At 40.5% G+C, this 17,584-nt stretch carries 13 protein-coding genes, 3 tRNA genes and 1 pseudogene; 10 read left to right on the top strand and 7 right to left on the bottom strand.

All coding sequences use genetic code 11. From position 1 onward, the window contains the following. The first annotated feature begins 58 nt into the window (after window positions 1-58). A complete protein-coding gene (locus tag C502_RS0110810; protein WP_018678841.1) occupies window positions 59-1,003 on the top strand; it encodes a cation diffusion facilitator family transporter in 945 nt (314 codons plus the stop codon). Window positions 1,004-1,033: 30 nt separating this feature from the next. Here the strand turns inward: C502_RS0110810 and C502_RS0110805 are convergent, their stop codons facing one another. Next, window positions 1,034-1,372 (bottom strand): zinc-ribbon domain-containing protein, encoded by a 339-nt coding sequence (locus C502_RS0110805; RefSeq protein WP_018678840.1) that lies wholly within the window; start codon window positions 1,370-1,372, stop codon window positions 1,034-1,036. 230 nt (window positions 1,373-1,602) lie between these two features. Between C502_RS0110805 and C502_RS0110800 the strand changes: the two genes are divergently transcribed. Both C502_RS0110800 and C502_RS0110795 read left to right on the top strand, forming a co-directional pair. Next, entirely contained in the window at window positions 1,603-3,216 is a 1,614-nt protein-coding gene (locus C502_RS0110800) for a hypothetical protein (protein ID WP_018678839.1), read from the top strand. Window positions 3,217-3,395: 179 nt separating this feature from the next. Continuing rightward, window positions 3,396-4,331 (top strand): hypothetical protein, encoded by a 936-nt coding sequence (locus C502_RS0110795; RefSeq protein ID WP_018678838.1) that lies wholly within the window; start codon window positions 3,396-3,398, stop codon window positions 4,329-4,331. A gap of 42 nt (window positions 4,332-4,373) precedes the next feature. On the opposite strand, the gene C502_RS0110790 is transcribed toward C502_RS0110795, so the two are convergent. The 6 genes from C502_RS0110790 to C502_RS0110765 form a co-directional block, all read right to left on the bottom strand. Continuing rightward, window positions 4,374-4,449, bottom strand: a tRNA-Glu gene (locus C502_RS0110790). Window positions 4,450-4,660: 211 nt separating this feature from the next. Continuing rightward, window positions 4,661-6,067: an amino acid permease gene (locus tag C502_RS0110785; RefSeq protein ID WP_026315788.1), complete on the bottom strand. Its 1,407-nt coding sequence runs from the start codon at window positions 6,065-6,067 to the stop codon at window positions 4,661-4,663. 486 nt (window positions 6,068-6,553) lie between these two features. Then, window positions 6,554-6,629, bottom strand: a tRNA-Glu gene (locus C502_RS0110780). A 131-nt stretch (window positions 6,630-6,760) separates the two neighbouring features. After that, a tRNA-Ala gene (locus C502_RS0110775) sits at window positions 6,761-6,836 on the bottom strand. Between the two features lie 58 nt (window positions 6,837-6,894). Then, window positions 6,895-8,403 carry a glutamate--tRNA ligase gene (gltX, locus tag C502_RS0110770; protein WP_018678836.1) on the bottom strand — a complete coding sequence of 503 codons (1,509 nt, stop codon included), beginning with the start codon at window positions 8,401-8,403 and terminating at the stop codon, window positions 6,895-6,897. Window positions 8,404-8,508: 105 nt separating this feature from the next. After that, the gene (locus C502_RS0110765; RefSeq protein ID WP_023274745.1) at window positions 8,509-8,829 is read right to left on the bottom strand and encodes a hypothetical protein; all 321 of its coding nucleotides are present in this window, start codon (window positions 8,827-8,829) and stop codon (window positions 8,509-8,511) included. 388 nt (window positions 8,830-9,217) lie between these two features. Here C502_RS0110765 and C502_RS0110760 point away from each other — a divergent pair, with 388 nt between their 5' ends. The 7 genes and pseudogenes from C502_RS0110760 (at window position 9,218) to mraY (ending at window position 17,567) form a co-directional block, all read left to right on the top strand. Then, on the top strand, window positions 9,218-10,213 hold the full coding sequence (locus C502_RS0110760; protein WP_018678834.1) for a sulfate ABC transporter substrate-binding protein: 996 nt from the start codon (window positions 9,218-9,220) through the stop codon (window positions 10,211-10,213). Between the two features lie 197 nt (window positions 10,214-10,410). Continuing rightward, complete coding sequence (gene rsmH / locus C502_RS0110755) at window positions 10,411-11,331, top strand: 16S rRNA (cytosine(1402)-N(4))-methyltransferase RsmH (protein WP_018678833.1); 921 nt, start codon at window positions 10,411-10,413, stop codon at window positions 11,329-11,331. Window positions 11,332-11,333: 2 nt separating this feature from the next. After that, on the top strand, window positions 11,334-11,669 hold the full coding sequence (ftsL, locus tag C502_RS0110750) for a cell division protein FtsL (protein WP_018678832.1): 336 nt from the start codon (window positions 11,334-11,336) through the stop codon (window positions 11,667-11,669). Between the two features lie 10 nt (window positions 11,670-11,679). Next, window positions 11,680-13,513, top strand: a pseudogene (ftsI, locus tag C502_RS0110745) (penicillin-binding protein PBP3). Window positions 13,514-13,516: 3 nt separating this feature from the next. Continuing rightward, on the top strand, window positions 13,517-15,016 hold the full coding sequence (locus C502_RS0110740; protein WP_018678830.1) for a UDP-N-acetylmuramoyl-L-alanyl-D-glutamate--2,6-diaminopimelate ligase: 1,500 nt from the start codon (window positions 13,517-13,519) through the stop codon (window positions 15,014-15,016). 22 nt (window positions 15,017-15,038) lie between these two features. Further along, window positions 15,039-16,448, top strand: coding sequence for a UDP-N-acetylmuramoyl-tripeptide--D-alanyl-D-alanine ligase (locus C502_RS0110735; protein WP_018678829.1), 1,410 nt, complete (start codon window positions 15,039-15,041; stop codon window positions 16,446-16,448). Further along, window positions 16,449-17,567 (top strand): phospho-N-acetylmuramoyl-pentapeptide-transferase, encoded by a 1,119-nt coding sequence (mraY, locus tag C502_RS0110730; protein ID WP_018678828.1) that lies wholly within the window; start codon window positions 16,449-16,451, stop codon window positions 17,565-17,567. It abuts the gene before it with no gap. Window positions 17,568-17,584: the final 17 nt, after the last annotated feature.

Raw genomic sequence — 17,584 nt, 5'->3', positions numbered from 1 at the left:
GCCTTGGCTGACTTTAAGACTGCAACAGGTCTTATTCAATTATGATAAGGAGTCCAACATGGGTGGACATCAAGGGCATGACCATAGCCATGCCGCCGTCACTGAAGGCAATGCGAAAAAGTTAACCATTGCGCTAATACTGACCACTACATTTTTAATTATTGAATTTATAGCGGGTTTAATCACGCAAAGTTTGGCATTACTTTCTGATGCAGCGCATATGTTTACCGATGCTGCTGCATTGGCGATTGCTTTGGCAGCGATTAAAATTGCGAAACGTCCTGCAGATAATAAACGCACCTTTGGTTATCAACGGTTTGAGATTTTAGCGGCATTATTTAATGCATCAATGCTGTTCTTTGTCGCGATCTATATTTTGTATGAAGCCTATCAACGGTTTACTCAACCACCTGAAATTCAAAGTGTGGGTATGCTGATTGTGGCTTCAATTGGTTTGGTCATTAATTTGGTTTCAATGAAAATTTTGATGTCGAGTGCAACCGAAAGTTTGAATATGAAAGGCGCATATTTAGAGGTGATGAGTGATGCATTAGGTTCAATTGGTGTCATCATCGGCGCGGTGATTATTTATTACACACAATGGTATTGGGTCGATACGTTAATCGCCGTTGCAATCGGCTTTTGGGTGTTACCCAGAACATGGATTTTACTTAAACAAAGTATCAATATTCTTTTGGAAGGTGTGCCTGAAGAAGTTGATATTGAAAAGCTACGCAATGATTTATTGGCACTTCAAGGTGTCGAAAGCATTCATCAATTAAAAGTCTGGGCGATTACTTCAAAAAATATTCACCTAACCGTTCATTTATTTGCACCTAACGCAGATCGCAAACAACTACATCAAGCTGCTACAGAAATGCTATCGCATGAACATGGGATTGCCGAGGTGACCTTGCAAATTGAGGATGATGCAAAAATGAATTGCCAGCATACGCATCACCATGATGAAGATGAGGAACATGGTCATTCACATCAGCATTAAGCTGATGTGAAGCCTATGAGTTTTGCGTGGTTAATTCTGCCATTCATGATTGCAGTCACGGCATTTCCAGTGCTTTTGTGCCTGCATAAAGGCCTGCATGGAGATTTTAAAATCTGGCAGGTCGCGCCAGAACAGAACACCTGCAATCACACAAACACCAAATACTGCAACGGTTGCGATTTGCAGTGTTTGTCCTGCACCATTACCAAAAATCCACATCCCAACACTGATCAGCACCAAAACCAGTAAAATAAAAATGGCGGGAACGAGAAGCACCAGGCTTTTTGGCACATTTGGACGAGGGCTATTGGTACCCTGACTGACAGGCATAATTTTCACGCTTTGACATTTAGGGCAACGGTATTGCATAGAGGTTTCCTATAGTATTTTGTTTATTTTACCGAAAATTCTGCAAAAGCTAAAATCTTGAATTGTTCAAATATATAAACTTATTTATTTTGTGTATTGCTTAAATCGCTGAGTAGGTTCATAAAAAGAGGTAGACAGCTTATTACAGTTCGTCTAAACCTGTTCGCTAAAGCAGTATTAATCATGTTAATTTGATTCACGAATTTGCTCAATAATTCGCAAGGAATTACATGCTGCCCACCAAAATTCTAAAATTACGTTTAGCACGTATTGCAAAGGGAGAAGGTCATCTTTCTACCCAAGATAAACTCATGCTGGTCAGTATGGAAAGCCCTGATTTAAGTGCAAATTTCTTTTTAAGGCTGTTTAAAGTGTCATTGCCGAAACAATGGACGTTTCAGCATGAAACAGATGAAGAACTTTTATATATATCACAATTAATTCAATTGATTGAAAATGAATTTATTCCGAGCTATGAATCACATGCTAGAAAATATGCATGGTATGAACAGTGCTTGATGTATAAACTCAATTTTTTAGTCCCTCAACCGACGCAACAACAGATCAATACCTACCTACGCCAGCTCGATCGTTGTTTGGATCAACAGCCTAAAATTGATTTACTACATTATCTTCAAGAAAAATACCCAAGTGCAAAACATGCAGTGGCTTTGGCTAAAGCCTATGCAGGGGTAGAACAATATACACAAGCGATTGAACAGCATGAATGGGCATCACAACAGTCGATACAACGCAGTGAAATCGCGTTTTATGCCTATATTGAGTGCTTGGTGAATCGTCGGCAATCTGAATACATGCCGTATGTTAGCGATATTGAGTATGCGATTGATTTGTTATCTAAATTTGAGAAACCGATTGATCAGAAGACATATCTGAAAACATTGCAAGCTGCTGTGAATGCTTTATTGCCTCCCGTTATTTTGCAAACTCAGGCAATAGAGACCAATATTTTGGCGGATGTGGGACGTGGTTTAAGTTCACTGGGTAAATCTCTAGGTGGAATGCTTGGTGGGCGAGAGTTTCATCTTCCATATAGTAAAGAGGTTATTGCAAATGCACCGCAACTCCTCACTGATCACCTTGTCTGTGTAGGTTTGGCAGAGTCGAGTGCGATGCAGAATGCGGTGTTACGGATTTTTAACAATCATGAGATAGAGCAAGTTGAGCCACTCTTGATGCGTTTATGGTTGGCACTTCAACAAGATATTGAGATGTTGGGGTTGTTGATTGAGCCGAAACAACGAGATCAACTGCTACTTTATTTATCTAAGTTTGAAATAAAACCAAATTCAGTGATGAGTGTGGAACCGATACAAATGATCCTAGAACAAGGGATTAATGCGTATTTGGGAGATTTTCGTCTTGATAAGCAACACCCTGAAAGAAATGATTTGTATGAGCAACGAGATATTGTTGTCAATGAAATGACGACTTTTGCACTGGAGTTCCAAAAGAATATTTTAGAACCCTATTTAGTGAATAAGCGTCAATGTTTACAACAGTTGCAATCGCGGTTACTTGGTCAGTTAGATGAAATTGCACTCTCGAGTGGATTGTTGGCTTATCAGTTTGAAACAGAGCAACGTGCGCAGGATTTATTTGATTGGATGCAGGAGAAACTGGAGAAAGGTCATGATTTTGAGAAAATGCAAGCCGCATGGGTGGCTTTACGAGAAGTGATCCATTTGGACATTGCAAATATTGAGGAAAGACTTGCACCCATTCAACATGCTTTGGAGAGGTATAAAGATATTCGTCTTCATCAAGTGTTTTTGAAACAAGAGATGAATGAGACAGTACCGTTGAAAGAAAGTGAAATGTAATGTTTTCTACGTGAAGGTTGCAAAATGAAGACATTAAATAATTTAAAAGTGTGCAACAAAAAGACGCAAATTGCTTTAGATAGCATGCTAATCTACATAAAAATAGCAAATAAGTTTATAAAGTAGATTGTTACTCATATGAAGAATTGAGTTGCTAAGAAGGGAATAGGGAGAACATCTTGAATCGACAAGATGATAAAAAGGCAATGTTCGATATTATGCCTGCAGATATAGAATCATCTGATGGAAAACCGTCTTTATCACGTCGGTTAATCAACAAGACACTGCAACATGCACAAGATGCTGTGGAGTTTGCAAGTGACACCTCTCGTAATATTGCAGGGGTGGCAGATGCTGCATTAGATGCCTTAGATCAAGTCACCCATCATACCAAACGTGGTGTTGAGGGGATGCGTAATACTGTTCGCGATATGGTATCAGAAACCAGTGAAGCCGCACGTCAGGTTGCACTGGCAATGGCTCGCGCATCGTTAGGTAAAAGTAGTTTAACTTTATATTTACCTGAAATGCTGCTGAATAACCAAATTCGAAAACGCATGGATCGTTCTGAAATAGATGATATTCGAATTGAATGTGGCAATGATCGTTTCCATATTGAGTTAGATGGGCACTATCGTCGTTTTCTTTATCGTCTTTCCTTAGAGTTTAATGTTTTAGAATGTCGTATTGGACAGGAAAAATACTTACGCTTATGTCAGGTTGATGAGCATCTTGATCTACAAATCCGTCATGGTGGTACTTTGACCAATTGGGCTGCACGGAGAGTTGGCAATATTAGTTTTGAGTTGATTAACTCTTTACCTATTCCATTTCTGATTAATCATTTGATTCGCGATGTACCTGGTATTCAAAAAGAAGGGCATCGTTTGTGGTATATCGACCTAGAAGAAGCAGGCTTTATTGATTTCATTAATAATCGTTCATGGATGGTGGATAAATTATTAAGCTTGACCGATTTTAGTATTTTACCCGGTCTGAATATCTTGCAAGAAAGTCGTGATTTAGTACAACAGTTGGTAGACCAATTTGAGATTCGTGGTTTACGTGTTCAGTCTGGGCGTCTGGAAGTCCAAGTTGGAATTGGCACTGAATAAGCAATAAAAAAGCCACTGTTATTTCAGTGGCTTTTTAGATTTTGGCGTCCCTACGGGGATTCGAACCCCGGTTACCGCCGTGAAAGGGCGATGTCCTAGGCCTCTAGACGATAGGGACGTTTCAGAGGTGGGCGTATATTAGGGTGAATTAGGTAGGGTGTCAAACACTTTTCTCAAGAAAATCTAAAAAAAGTTTATGAGTGTCTAAAAATAAAACATATCGTTGAATAAATAATCAAGATGAAGCATTTAAGCAAAAAATACCCAATGAACTGTTTTCGATTGCGCTAAAAAATGCAGCTTAAGCTGCATTTTTATCTTCAAAATTTTTATTTACGCTCGCGATAAAAAATGTAATGGCTCAAATAACAAGCTGCGATAAAGATTAAACAGCCAATAAAGCCCGCATACATTTCTGGATCGGCTGCCATACTTAAACCAGTAATCAAGCAGAACACAAATCCTAAAATAGGGACAATTGGATAAAGTGGTGCAGCAAACTTTAAGTCTTTTACAGTGTGCCCAGCTTTATACCACTGACGTCTAAAATTAAATTGACTCAAGCAAATGCTCATCCACACAATAACCATGGTGAATGCAGCAACACCCAATAAATTTTTGAAGATAGTTTCAGGTGCAAAATGTTCTGATAAAAGCCCTGGAATTGCACCAAACATCGTGACGATAAGCGCAATAATTGGCGTGCCACTCTTAGAGAGTTTTGAAAATATGCTTGGCAGTTGGCGTTGATCAGACAGAGACCACATCATTCGTGATGCTGCATAAAGCCCTGAGTTTGCAGCAGATAATAGAGCTGTAATAATCACGAAGCGGATAATATCATCGGCATAAGGGATACCAATATATTTAAACACGGTTACGAAAGGGCTACTACTGACACCTTCACCACCCAAGCCCGCCACTTGAAATGGCAGTAGGGCACTGATCACGATGATGGTACCAACGAAGAAAATAAGTAAACGCCAAATTGCAGCATTGATCGCTTTAGGGACATTTTCTGCTGGGTTTTTGGTTTCACCAGCCGCAACACCAATCAGCTCAGTCCCAGAAAATGCAAAGTTAACAATTAACATGGTGGTGAAAATTGGAACTAAGCCCTGAGGGAACCAACCATGTGCAGTTAAATTGTGAAATAACGGTGCTGATTCTGAACCATGAAAAGGAATTAAGCCGAAAATAGCCAATAAACCGAGGATAATAAATGCAATCACGGTAATGACTTTAACAAGGGCAAGCCAAAATTCAGATTCGGCGAAAATACGGGTCGAACTGATGTTTAGCCCGAAAATAATGATGGCAAAAACAATAGTCCAAATCCACATCGAAATGTGTGGAAACCACTCTTGCATGAGTAATGCCGCAGCCGTAAATTCTGTACCGAGTGTTGCTGTCCATGTAAGCCAATACAGCCAAGAAATGGTGTAACCCGTACTTGGGCCAATATATTTTTGAGCGTATGCACCAAAAGATCCTGCAACAGGCATGTGTACTGCAAGTTCGCCTAAACAAAGCATGACCATGTAGGCGATGAGACCACCTAATATATAAGCGATAATTGCACCAATAGGGCCTGTTTGAGCGATGACTTCGCCAGAACCTAAAAATAGGCCTGTACCAATTGCCCCTCCTAGAGAAAGCATAACAAGGTGGCGAGTGCTCATTGCACGTTTTAAAGTCTTTGATTCTGACGTCGCATTTGAGTTGGAAGATTGCATACGACAATTTGCCCAAGCATTGAGAAGCGGCTATTTTAGGGGAAATTTTAAAATGTGCAATTTAATTGATATATATTTATAATTATCAAAAACTTATGTCTTAAAAATAGGCCTAAAATTAATGGAAATTTGTAGGTGTTGAGAGGGTTTTAATCGGTTTAAACAAAATGTTGAAATTTCAGTAAAAAATAAATTTTTAGCAAAATATTGGTCAATATCTTGTTAAAAGAAACGATACTTTTGCTTTATTGCCAACATATTCATAGCCATTTATAACTCTTTTTATGGATGGGCTCAGTGATGGAGCTTGATCAATTTTATATTTTGCCGAATTTGAACAGTTTGCCAGAAAGCGATGATTGAATGCAGCAGTAGGTAGATCAATTCGAGCTGTGAGTCAGCAATCAGCATTTAAAAGTACGAATTGAAATTAGAAGCGAAGAGGCAATAAAAAAGCCACTGTCAGTGCAGTGGCTTTTTAGAATTTGGCGTCCCTACGGGGATTCGAACCCCGGTTACCGCCGTGAAAGGGCGATGTCCTAGGCCTCTAGACGATAGGGACTTATCGAGGCTTTTTGTGCAAAAACGTCTTGCACATTTTGTAGAGCTTTACTTTGCTTGCGCACAGCAGTTCACTTTAAATTTTAAGAAAAAATCTTAAAGTGATACTTTAAGTTCTCTGTTCTTAAAATTTGGTGGAGCCAAACGGGATCGAACCGTTGACCTCTACAATGCCATTGTAGCGCTCTACCAACTGAGCTATGACCCCAGTCTGTGTGAGCGCAATATTAGGATGATTGCACTCGCACGTCAATCATTAAACTCAATTAAGTCTCACTATTTGCATCATTTTTCGGCAATTTTAGTGATTCATTCAGTTTTTCCCAAACTTTTAATTCTTTCTTGCTTGGTCCACCAACAAGTTCTAAGGCGTGGCGTAAACGAGCAAAGGTTAAATCTGGGCCAAGTGTGACCATCGACTGCATCACAGGGGTCGAACTGGTTGAACCTGCTATCGCAATAAAGAAGGTAGGCATGAAGTCACGGAGTTTAATTTCCATTTGATTTGCCAAGTCCATCAGTGTTTGGCTAACGGTGTCATTATTCCACGTAAACTGACTTTCTAAACGCCAAATTGCAAATTGTAAGCTTTGACGAACTTGTTCTTCGGTCAATTTTTTACTTTCAAATTGTTCTTTACTGATTTGTGGCATGTGATTGAAATAGAAACCAGCCCAATTTACAGCTTCAGAGAGTAAGTTAATTCGCGGTTGAATTGCAGCAGCGATATATTCAAGGGTTTGACGATCACTTTTCCATGACAATAAACGGTCTAAAAGTTGTCCAGGTGTCAATCCTTTGATCCATTGACCGTTGAGCCAATTGAGTTTCTCAACATCAAAGATTGGGCCACCAAGAGAGACACGTTGTACATCAAAGTTTTCGATCATGTCCTGTAGGGTAAATACTTCACGTTCATCGGGCATTGACCAGCCCATACGACCTAAATAGTTCAATAGTGCTTCTGGTAAAACACCGATATCGCGATAGTAATTGATTGAGGTTGGGTTCTTACGTTTAGATAGTTTTGATTTGTCTGGGTTACGCAATAATGGCATGTGACAAATCGTTGGCATTTCCCAACCAAAGTATTGGTAAAGTAATTGGTGTTTAGGTGCGGAAGGCAACCATTCTTCGCCACGTAATACATGGGTGATTTCCATTAAATGGTCATCAACGACATTGGCAAGGTGGTAGGTCGGTAGACCATCTGTCTTTAATAGCACTTGCATGTCGACTTGAGCCCAAGGAATTTCCACCTCGCCACGAAGTAGGTCATTGATTTTACAAATACCGTCTTCAGGTACTTTCATCCGAATGACATGTGGTTCACCCGCAGTAAGACGTTGTTGTACTTCTTCTTGTGAGAGTTTTAAACCACGACCATCATATTTGGGTGTTTCACCGCGCGCTTGTTGTTCAGCACGCATTTGGTCAAGTTCTTCTGCGGTTGCAAAACAGTAGAATGCATGACCCTTTTCAATTAGGTCTAAAGCGTATTGCTTATAAATTCCCATACGTTCTGATTGGCGATAAGGTGCATGTGGGCCACCGACATCTGGGCCTTCTGACCAGTTCAACCCCAACCAACGTAATGAATCTAAAATCATTTTTTCAGATTCAGGCGTTGAACGGAGTTGGTCTGTATCTTCAATACGTAAAATAAATTCACCGCCGTGCTGTTTGGCAAAGCATAAATTGAATAATGCAATATAGGCAGTACCTACATGCGGAAAACCTGTAGGGGAAGGTGCAATACGAGTACGGACTTTCATAAGTGATCGGAGATTAAATTAAAATTGAAACTATTATAACGAAAAAGCCTAGTCACAGCATGACTAGGCCCATTTAAACATGTGAAGGATTACATATTTAAAAGTTTAAGACGTATGTGGTTGGAATATGGTTTGAACAAAACGTGAAAAACGTTCATGTTGGCTTGCGAGAAAATTTTGAGTTGGCGTTGTGCGTATTGCGTTCAACATTTTTAACTCATCATCAGTCGAGGGTAACATCGCTGTATTGCGCTTTTGTTGATCAAGTGCTTTGACAATTAAAGACGATGATTTATCAATCGTTTTCATGTTATTACTTTCTTTAATTGCTGCGGCATGTCCAACTTGAACAGAACAAACTAAAAATAAGCTTAAGCATAATGTTTTTTTAAATTTTGATGCTTGCACTGTTAACATCCCCTTCATGACATTGAGTCTACAAGACTAACCAAATTACTATAGTATTGCTTTAATCCTACGATTTAAACATAAATCTTAATGTAAAAGCACAACTAAATCACATTTTTTACAAAAATATAAGAATAAATCACTATTTGTGTGTTGTATATTCTGTGGCTAGTTTATGTACAACTTAAATTTAGCAAGTAAATGTGTAGAAAAAGTGGAGAATGAGAATTTTTCTCAATTTTAAATCATGGGTACAAAGGCTTAGCACTTTTAGTGTCATCCATACGCATCATTACGATATCTTAAAAAGAGAATATTTATTAATTTATTGATATAAGCATATGATTGTAAAATGTTTTTAATAAAATATAGTGGTTGTAATTGGTATGGTATGAGCAAACAATAAATGAAAATAGTGATCGCAGCGGCATTGCTCACTTTAGGTTTAAATAGTGTGGCGCAAGCAGCAACAACATTTCTGAATGTATCCTATGATCCAACACGTGAATTTTATCAAGAATATAATCAAGCATTTGGTCAGTATTGGAAACAAAGAACAGGTCAAGATGTAGACTTTAAACAATCACATGGCGGTTCAGGGAAACAGGCGCGATCGGTGATTGATGGCTTACAGGCTGATGTTGTGACTTTAGCATTAGCGAATGATATTGATGAAATTGCCAATACAGGTCTCATTCGTAAAGATTGGCAAAAACAATTTAAAAATAATTCTGCACCTTATACATCAACAGTGGTATTCCTTGTGCGTAAAGGCAATCCAAAAAATATTCGTGATTGGAGTGATCTCACCAAAGAAGGTATTGAGATTATTACCCCAAATCCGAAAACAGGGGGCGCACCACGTTGGATTTACCTATCGGCATGGGGATATGCGTTGAAACAACCGGGTGGTAATGATGCTAAAGCCCGTGATTTAGTGAAAAAGTTATATCAAAATGTCAAAGTACTCGATTCTGGTGCACGTGGTTCTTTAACCACATTTGCTGAACGTGGCATTGGTGATGTCCTACTATCGTGGGAAAATGAAGCTCTATTGGCAACCCAAGGCTTGGGTAAAGATAAATATGACATCATTTATCCGTCAATTTCGATTTTAGCTGAGCCATCAGTGGCAATCGTGGATAAAACCGTGGATAAAGATGGCAATCGTAATTTAGCACGGGGTTATTTAAATTTCCTTTATTCACCATTGGGACAGGAACTTGCGGCAAAACATTATTTTCGCCCGCGTAACCCGCAGGTTGCAGCTAAATATGTAAAACAATTTCCGAAGATCAAATTATTTAGCATTCATGATGTATTTGGCGGATGGGCAAAAGCACAAAAAACTCACTTTGTGAATGGTGCTATTTTTGACCAGATTTATGCGGAAAAGCCATAAATTTAGCCGATATAAAACAGGTAAAGTGGTACAAAAAAGCAAATACGCAGCGTATTTGCTTTTTTGTTGCATAAAAAATGATAAGAAAACGGTTTTATCTATGAAAAGTTAAGAATTCTCTACAAAAAGTCGTTTGGTACTGGCATAAAACAAGGTGATAATGTGCAGTTACATTTTTAGCTGTTGATCCCATTCCTATGTCGCATATTTCTGTCTTACTTCATGAAACCGTTGATGGCGTATTGGCAGGTCGCGATACTGGTGTTTTTGTCGATGCAACTTTTGGTCGAGGAGGGCATACCAAGCTCTTACTTTCAAAATTGGATCAAAATGCGCGTGTTTACGCCTTTGATAAAGATCCGCAAGCACTTGCAGTCGCAGCACAATTAGAACAAGAAGATTCACGATTTAAGATTATCCATGCCAGTTTTGCTGATCTTCAATCTGAATTAGCTAATATTGGGATCACAGAAGTTGATGGCATTATGGCGGATTTAGGTGTGTCATCGCCACAGCTTGACCAAGCTGAACGTGGTTTTAGCTTTATGCAAGATGGTCCACTAGACATGCGCATGGATAATTCTCAAGGTTTGACTGCGGCTGAGTGGTTATTAAAAATTGAAGAAGAAAAATTAGCCAATATTATTTTCCAATATGGCGAAGAGCGTTATAGCCGTCGTATTGCCAAAGCGATTAAATTGGCAGGTGAAATTACGACCACTGCCCAACTTGCAGAAATTGTCAAAGTCGCTCATCCAAAATGGGAAAAGCACAAACATCCTGCAACACGTACTTTTCAAGCAATTCGTATTGCAATTAATAAAGAACTTGATGATATTGAAACATTTTTGCCGCAAGCCGTAGAGTTGCTGAAAGTACAAGGACAGTTGGCTGTGATTAGCTTCCACTCTTTGGAAGATCGTTTGATTAAACAGTTTATCCAAAAAGAATCAACTTTAGCGGAAGATCATGGTTGGGGGATGCCTCAAGCACGGGTTGATACGCGACGTTTAAAGAAAGTGTCTCGTATTCGTGCGAGTGAAGCAGAAGTAAAAGTAAATCCTCGTTCACGTAGTGCTTGGCTGCGTGTGGCGGAGCGTTTAGAGCAGAAAGGCTGATAATGAACAATAAGAGTGATGATGTTTTATCTAGCAGTAAAAAGGGACTGAAAAAAGTTGTGGTGTATGCTGTACTTCTTGCAATGGTGTTCACAAGTGCAATGATGGTGGTCTTTCAAGTATTTGAATATCGTCATGATTATCGTGATTTGAGTGGATATATGCGTGAAAAAGATGATTTAAATGCCGAATGGGGGCGTTTATTGATTGAGCAACAAACCTTTGGCGCGACTGCACAGATTGGTTCTCGTGCTGTGACACAGTTACGCATGTTTTCACCGCCTGCTGCGCAAACCGTCGTAATTTCTTTACCTATGACTTCAAAGCAAGACAAATAAGGCATGCTGTATGGCAGATAAGCGAAGCAAACCAATACGAAAAAAACAGCAGTCCATTTCTGAAAGACCAACACTTGCTTTGGATATGTGGCGATTTTATTTGCTTTGGGGAACAGTGCTCCTTTGCTTTATTGTCTTGGTCGCGCGCGCCTTTTATGTGCAAGTGGTCAATAAAGACTTTTTGCAGAACAAAGCCAATGCCAATATTTTACGTACCGAACGCTTAGAGGCGATGCGTGGGGTGATTAGTGATCGTCATGGTGTGCCTTTAGCGATTAGTACACCGATTATGAAAATCGTGATTGACCCAAGAGATTATTGGGAGACTAAAAAGCAGTATGATGACATTACGGCAGAACTACAAAAAGACCCAACCAACCGTAAACTCAAACGTCAGTTGCCAGATAAGAATCTAAATTTAGATGAATTGGCAGATGCAGTGGGTGTTGATCGTAATGATTTGAAGAAACAAATGAGTGATCGACCACGTTCACGTTATTTGGTATTGCAAAAGGAAATTCCACCTCAGCAAGCTGATTTAATTACCAAGCGAAACTTTCAAGGGGTTTATGCCGAGAAGAGTTATAAGCGTTACTATCCACAACCACAACCGAATGCACAGATTATTGGTTTGACCAATAGTGAAGGTGTTGGGGTCGAAGGTCTAGAAATGCAGCTGAATAAGCAGCTCTCTGGTGTCGATGGTGAACAAAAAATTATTCGTGATAAAAAAGGTAATCGTCTTAAAGTTTCTGAAGTGGTTAAAGAAGTTGAATCAGGCGAAAACGTTACACTCAGTATTGATTCACGTTTGCAATATATTATGTATCGTGAATTGACTGCGGCAGGTGTCGCGAATAATGCACGTTCTGCCACTGCAATTGCAGTGGATGTAAAAACGGGCGAAATTTTGGCAATGACCAGTTGGCCATCGTATAACCCGAATGATAAAAATGGTTTAGCCAACAAAGATGCAATGCGTAACCGTGGTGCAATTGATATGTTTGAGCCTGGTTCGACCATGAAACCATTTACGGTTGCCGCAGCTTTAGAAAGTGGGAAATATACTCCGAATACCATCGTCAATACTTCACCAGGTTCAATGAAATTGGGATGGCATACCATCCGTGATACGCATAATTATGGCGCATTGACCCTGACAGGAATTATTGTTAAATCATCAAACGTTGGTTCAGCCAAACTCGCACTGTCGCTCCCTAAGGATGCGATTCCTTCTTTCTTCCGTCGTGTTGGTTTTGGGCATCGTTCAGATGTGAAGTTTCCCGGTGAAAGTGCAGGTCTGTTGTATTCGGGTGAGAAATTAAATCCATCTCAGTTGGGTACGATGGCATATGGTTATGGCCTGAATGCGACAATTCTACAAGTCGCACAAGGTTATGCCATGTTGGCAAATCATGGTATGGAAATGCCATTAAGTCTACGAAAATTAGATCAGGCACCCCAAGGCAAGCAAGTACTTGACCCTAAAATTGCAGATCAAGTGCTACTGATGCTTGAACAAGTTACGATGCCAGGTGGTACAGCAACACAAGCAAATATTCCAGGTTATCGTGTCGGTGGTAAAACAGGTACGGCACATAAATTACGCGCGGATCGTAAAGGTTATTCGAGTAATGAGTATCGTGCTTTATTTGCTGGGGTTGCTCCAGTAAGCGATCCTCGTTTGGCGATGATTATTGTGGTTGAAAATCCACAGGGTCGTTATTACGGTGGTCTAGTCGCAGCCCCCGTTTTTGCAAGAATTATGCAGGAATCTTTACGATTATTGAATGTGCCCTTAGATAAACCACTTGATACTTCTATAAAATCCAATCCGTAGGTAGATTATGTCGATTAGTTTTCAGCAGATACATCCGATCAGCATCGATGCGGCTTGGCATACTCAGCCTTTTCAGGGTTTTTGTTTGGACAGTCGCAAGATTGCAGTCGGGCAAATTTTTATTGCTTTAAGTAGCTATAGTCAACCTGAAAAAACCCGTCAATTTGCACAGAATGCGCTGAATGCAGGGGCATTGGCGGTTATTAGTGAAACGAGTTTGGGGCTCACAAATGAGTGGGTTTGTCCTAAAGTGCGTTATCTCATGGGTGAATGGCAGAAGCAGTATTTGCTAGCGGTCGATCCTGTACAGCCATTACGTGGTATTGCGGTAACGGGTACAAATGGAAAAACCACCATTTCGCGTCTGATTGCAGAATTAGTCAGCTCACAAGCGAAGGGTTGTGCAGTGATGGGAACAACAGGGAATGGTATTTTGCCAAACTTAATCCCGTCAACTCATACCACTTTGGATGCATTGCAATTACAGCAAGCGTTACATGACTATGCTAAACAAGGGGCAAGTTTTGTCGCGCTAGAAGCCAGTTCGCACGGTTTAGAGCAAGGTCGTCTCAATGGTTGTGATCTGGAAATTGCGGTTTATAGTAATTTAAGTCGTGATCATCTAGATTATCACGGTACTTTAGAAGCTTATGCCGAAGCAAAAGCTTTATTGTTTAAATTTACCACTTTAAAAGTCGTTGTGATTAATTTGGATGATGCACATGCCAGCGTGATGTTGACTGCTGCGAAAGAGAATCCATCACAACCAAAAGTTTTGACTTATTCTTTGACTCAGATGACAGCGGATTATCATATTGCTGATTTGCAATATCGCTTGAGTGGTGCAAGTTTTACCTTAATAAGTCCAACAGGTTCATATGCTGTGCAAAGTCCATTGCTTGGGCATTTTAATGTAGAGAATTTATTAGCAAGCTTGATTGCAGCAGAATATGCGGGTTTTTCCCTTGCTGCTTTAGTGCAGTTTGTTCCGCAACTTCAGGGCGCTCCAGGGCGCATGCAAGTGATTCAAGATGCGGATCGTTTATTTGTCGTCGATTATGCCCATACCCCTGATGCCTTGATTCAAGTCTTAACCACATTAAAGCGTCATGTCACGGGACAGCTTTGGGCAGTGTTTGGTTGCGGCGGTGATCGCGATCGTGGTAAACGTCCGCTGATGACTCAGGCTGCGCTAGATCATGCCAATCCTGTAATTCTCACATCGGATAACCCACGGACTGAAAACCCTGAACAGATTTTTGCTGATATGAAGCAGGGAATAGATTTTTCAGAACATATCGTGCATGAAATCCATGATCGTCGTGAAGCGATTAAGTTTGTGGTTGCTCAAGCTCAAGCAGGCGATATTGTGGTGATTGCGGGCAAAGGTCATGAAAACTATCAAGAGGTGGATGGCGTTCGGCACTGGTTTGATGATGTGGTCGAGGTACAGTCTGCGATTAATGTGCAAGCCCATTCAGTCGATTCAGCTTATCCTGCGCAATAAGGTTAAAAGGTAAATAAAGCGTATGCATACTTCAACCACCAGCACCGTTCCACTAGAACCTTGGACAGCAGAGCAATTACAACAAGCGACTCAAGGTGAGTGGCATAATCATAAAATTCCACAAAGCGAAATCAAGCGTATTTTAACGGATTCACGTCATGCTGAAGCAGGTGATGTTTTTCTTGCTTTAAAAGGTGAACGTTTTGATGCACATAACTTTGTCGCCCAAGTGGCGACGCAAGGTTGTGAGATTGCCATCGTAGAGCACCCGATTGATGCAGATATTGCGCAATTGATTGTCAAAGATACACGTTTGGCTTTAGGTTATCTCGGTGCTTATCGCCGTCAACAAAATCCGCAGTTGAAAGTGATTGCGTTAACAGGCAGTAGTGGTAAAACCACGACGAAAGAAATGTTGGGTAGTATCTTATCTCGTTTAGCGCCAACCTTGATTACGCGTGGTAATTTGAATAACGACTTGGGCGTACCGATGATGTTGCTTGAGTTACGTTCAGAGCATCAATACGCTGTGATGGAGTTGGGTGCGAGTCATCAAGGTGAAATTGACTATACTTCTCATCTGGTTCAACCGCATGTGGCTGGAATTTTGAATATCGGTACGGCACATTTAGGTGAATTTGGTGGGCGTGAAGGAATTTGTCGTGCCAAGTCAGAGATTTATGCACATATTTTGCCTGACGGAATATCGGTTGTTCCCGCTGATGATGACTTTACAGCGACTATTCGTGAAAATGCTCAAGCTCATTCAATGTTGAGTTTTGGTCATGGTGGCGATGTGTTTGCGACAGAGGTTGAATTACATCCTCAATCAGTAAAATTTAATTTACATACTCCACAAGGCATACGTGCAGTGGATCTCCCGTTTGCAGGTGCACATAATGTGCAAAATGCCGCTGCTGCGACTGCCTTTGCACTAGCTATTGGCATTGCACTTGATGATATCGTACAAGGCTTAGAGCAAGCGCAGGGTGCTAAAGGACGTTTGAATTTTATTCAACGCCAAAATTACTTATTTATTGATGATACTTATAATGCTAATCCAACTTCGATGCGTGCCGCAGCGGAGGTTCTTGCTCAACAAGCGGGGATTAAAGTGATGGTGATTGGAGATATTGGTGAGCTTGGCAGCACAGCAGCACAGCAGCATTATTTGTTGGGTCGAGATTTAGTTTCGATGCAAGGGGTTCATTTTGTGGTGGCAGTGGGGGAGTTTTCACCTGCAACACAAGAGGGTGCGAGAAGCACGCAGTACGGTAAAAAATTACAAGCTTTTCTGAATCAGGAACAAGCTTTGTCATTTTTGATTAGTTTGGTAGAGACACATCAACCACAGTACATGAGTTTCCTATTTAAAGGTTCTCGTTATACCCATATGGAAACGTTGATGGCTGATTTGATGGAGAACATTTAAATGTTGTTATGGTTATTTGAACAATTGGCAGGCTATAACAGCTCTTTCCAAGTGGTTCGCTACTTAACATTACGCTCTTTATTAAGCGTATTGACTGCTTTGACGATTGGCTTGGTTTTAGGGCCAGTGATGATCCGTAAATTACAAGCCTTAAAATATGGTCAGGCGGTGAGCTCTTTTGCTCCTGAAAATCATGCCAAAAAGATGGGTACGCCAACCATGGGGGGGATTCTAATCCTGCTCTCCATCGGTATTAGTACTTTATTGTGGGCTGATTTATCAAATCCTTACGTCTGGATTGTCTTGGGTGTCATGGTGGTCTTTGGTGCTGTTGGTTGGGCAGATGACTGGATCAAAGTTCGTTATAAAGATAATGCTGGTTTGCCTGCACGTAAAAAATTCTTTTGGACTTCTGTCGCATCATTAGGTGCTGGTATTGCCTTATATGTAATCGCCAAACAACAGGACAATCCAGTGAATACGGCAAACATGCTGGATTTGCTTATCCCATTCTTTAAAAATCTCTCGATTCCACTCTCAGCGGTTCCGCTTGGTTTAGCATTTATTGGTTTTACTTATTTGGTCATTAATGGTGCGTCTAATGCAGTCAATCTGACGGATGGTCTGGATGGCTTGGCCATTATGCCAATTGTCATGGTTGCAGCAGGTTTAGGGGTGTTTGCCTATTTGTCGGGTGATATTCGTTTCGCTAATTATCTACATATTTCCTATGTAAAATACACGTCTGAATTGGTTGTGGTGTGTTCCGCAATGGTTGGCGCGGGTCTGGCATTCCTTTGGTATAATGCCCATCCTGCCCAAGTATTCATGGGCGATGTCGGTGCTTTGGCACTCGGTGCAATGCTTGGTACAATTGCAGTGATGGTACGTCAAGAAATCGTATTTGCGATTATGGGTGGTGTCTTTGTGATGGAAGCGGTTTCGGTATTTTTACAAATCGGTTCATTGCGTATGCGTAATAAGCGTGTGTTCTTAATGGCGCCTTTACACCATCATTATGAAAAACAAGGTTGGAAAGAAACCCAAGTCGTCATTCGCTTTTGGATAATTACCATTTTCCTTGTTGTGTTAGGCTTAATGACCTTAAAGTTGCGTTAAACCATGATTCAAAAAGA

Source organism: Acinetobacter tjernbergiae DSM 14971 = CIP 107465, from assembly GCF_000374425.1.
Classification (GTDB): Bacteria; Pseudomonadota; Gammaproteobacteria; order Pseudomonadales; family Moraxellaceae; genus Acinetobacter; species Acinetobacter tjernbergiae.
The sequence above is the reverse complement of the archived record's forward strand: the minus strand, read 5'-3'. Positions and strand labels throughout refer to the sequence as shown.

Bases quoted from the DNA above. Each gene is read 5' to 3' on its own strand.
- C502_RS0110810 (WP_018678841.1), top strand. From the start codon at position 59: ATGGGTGGACATCAAGGGCATGACCATAGCCATGCCGCCGTCACTGAA.
- C502_RS0110805 (WP_018678840.1), bottom strand. From the start codon at position 1,372: ATGCAATACCGTTGCCCTAAATGTCAAAGCGTGAAAATTATGCCTGTC.
- C502_RS0110800 (WP_018678839.1), top strand. From the start codon at position 1,603: ATGCTGCCCACCAAAATTCTAAAATTACGTTTAGCACGTATTGCAAAG.
- C502_RS0110785 (WP_026315788.1), bottom strand. From the start codon at position 6,067: ATGCAATCTTCCAACTCAAATGCGACGTCAGAATCAAAGACTTTAAAA.
- gltX (WP_018678836.1), bottom strand. From the start codon at position 8,403: ATGAAAGTCCGTACTCGTATTGCACCTTCCCCTACAGGTTTTCCGCAT.
- C502_RS0110765 (WP_023274745.1), bottom strand. From the start codon at position 8,829: ATGAAGGGGATGTTAACAGTGCAAGCATCAAAATTTAAAAAAACATTA.
- C502_RS0110760 (WP_018678834.1), top strand. From the start codon at position 9,218: ATGAAAATAGTGATCGCAGCGGCATTGCTCACTTTAGGTTTAAATAGT.
- rsmH (WP_018678833.1), top strand. From the start codon at position 10,411: ATGTCGCATATTTCTGTCTTACTTCATGAAACCGTTGATGGCGTATTG.
- ftsL (WP_018678832.1), top strand. From the start codon at position 11,334: ATGAACAATAAGAGTGATGATGTTTTATCTAGCAGTAAAAAGGGACTG.
- C502_RS0110740 (WP_018678830.1), top strand. From the start codon at position 13,517: ATGTCGATTAGTTTTCAGCAGATACATCCGATCAGCATCGATGCGGCT.
- C502_RS0110735 (WP_018678829.1), top strand. From the start codon at position 15,039: ATGCATACTTCAACCACCAGCACCGTTCCACTAGAACCTTGGACAGCA.
- mraY (WP_018678828.1), top strand. From the start codon at position 16,449: ATGTTGTTATGGTTATTTGAACAATTGGCAGGCTATAACAGCTCTTTC.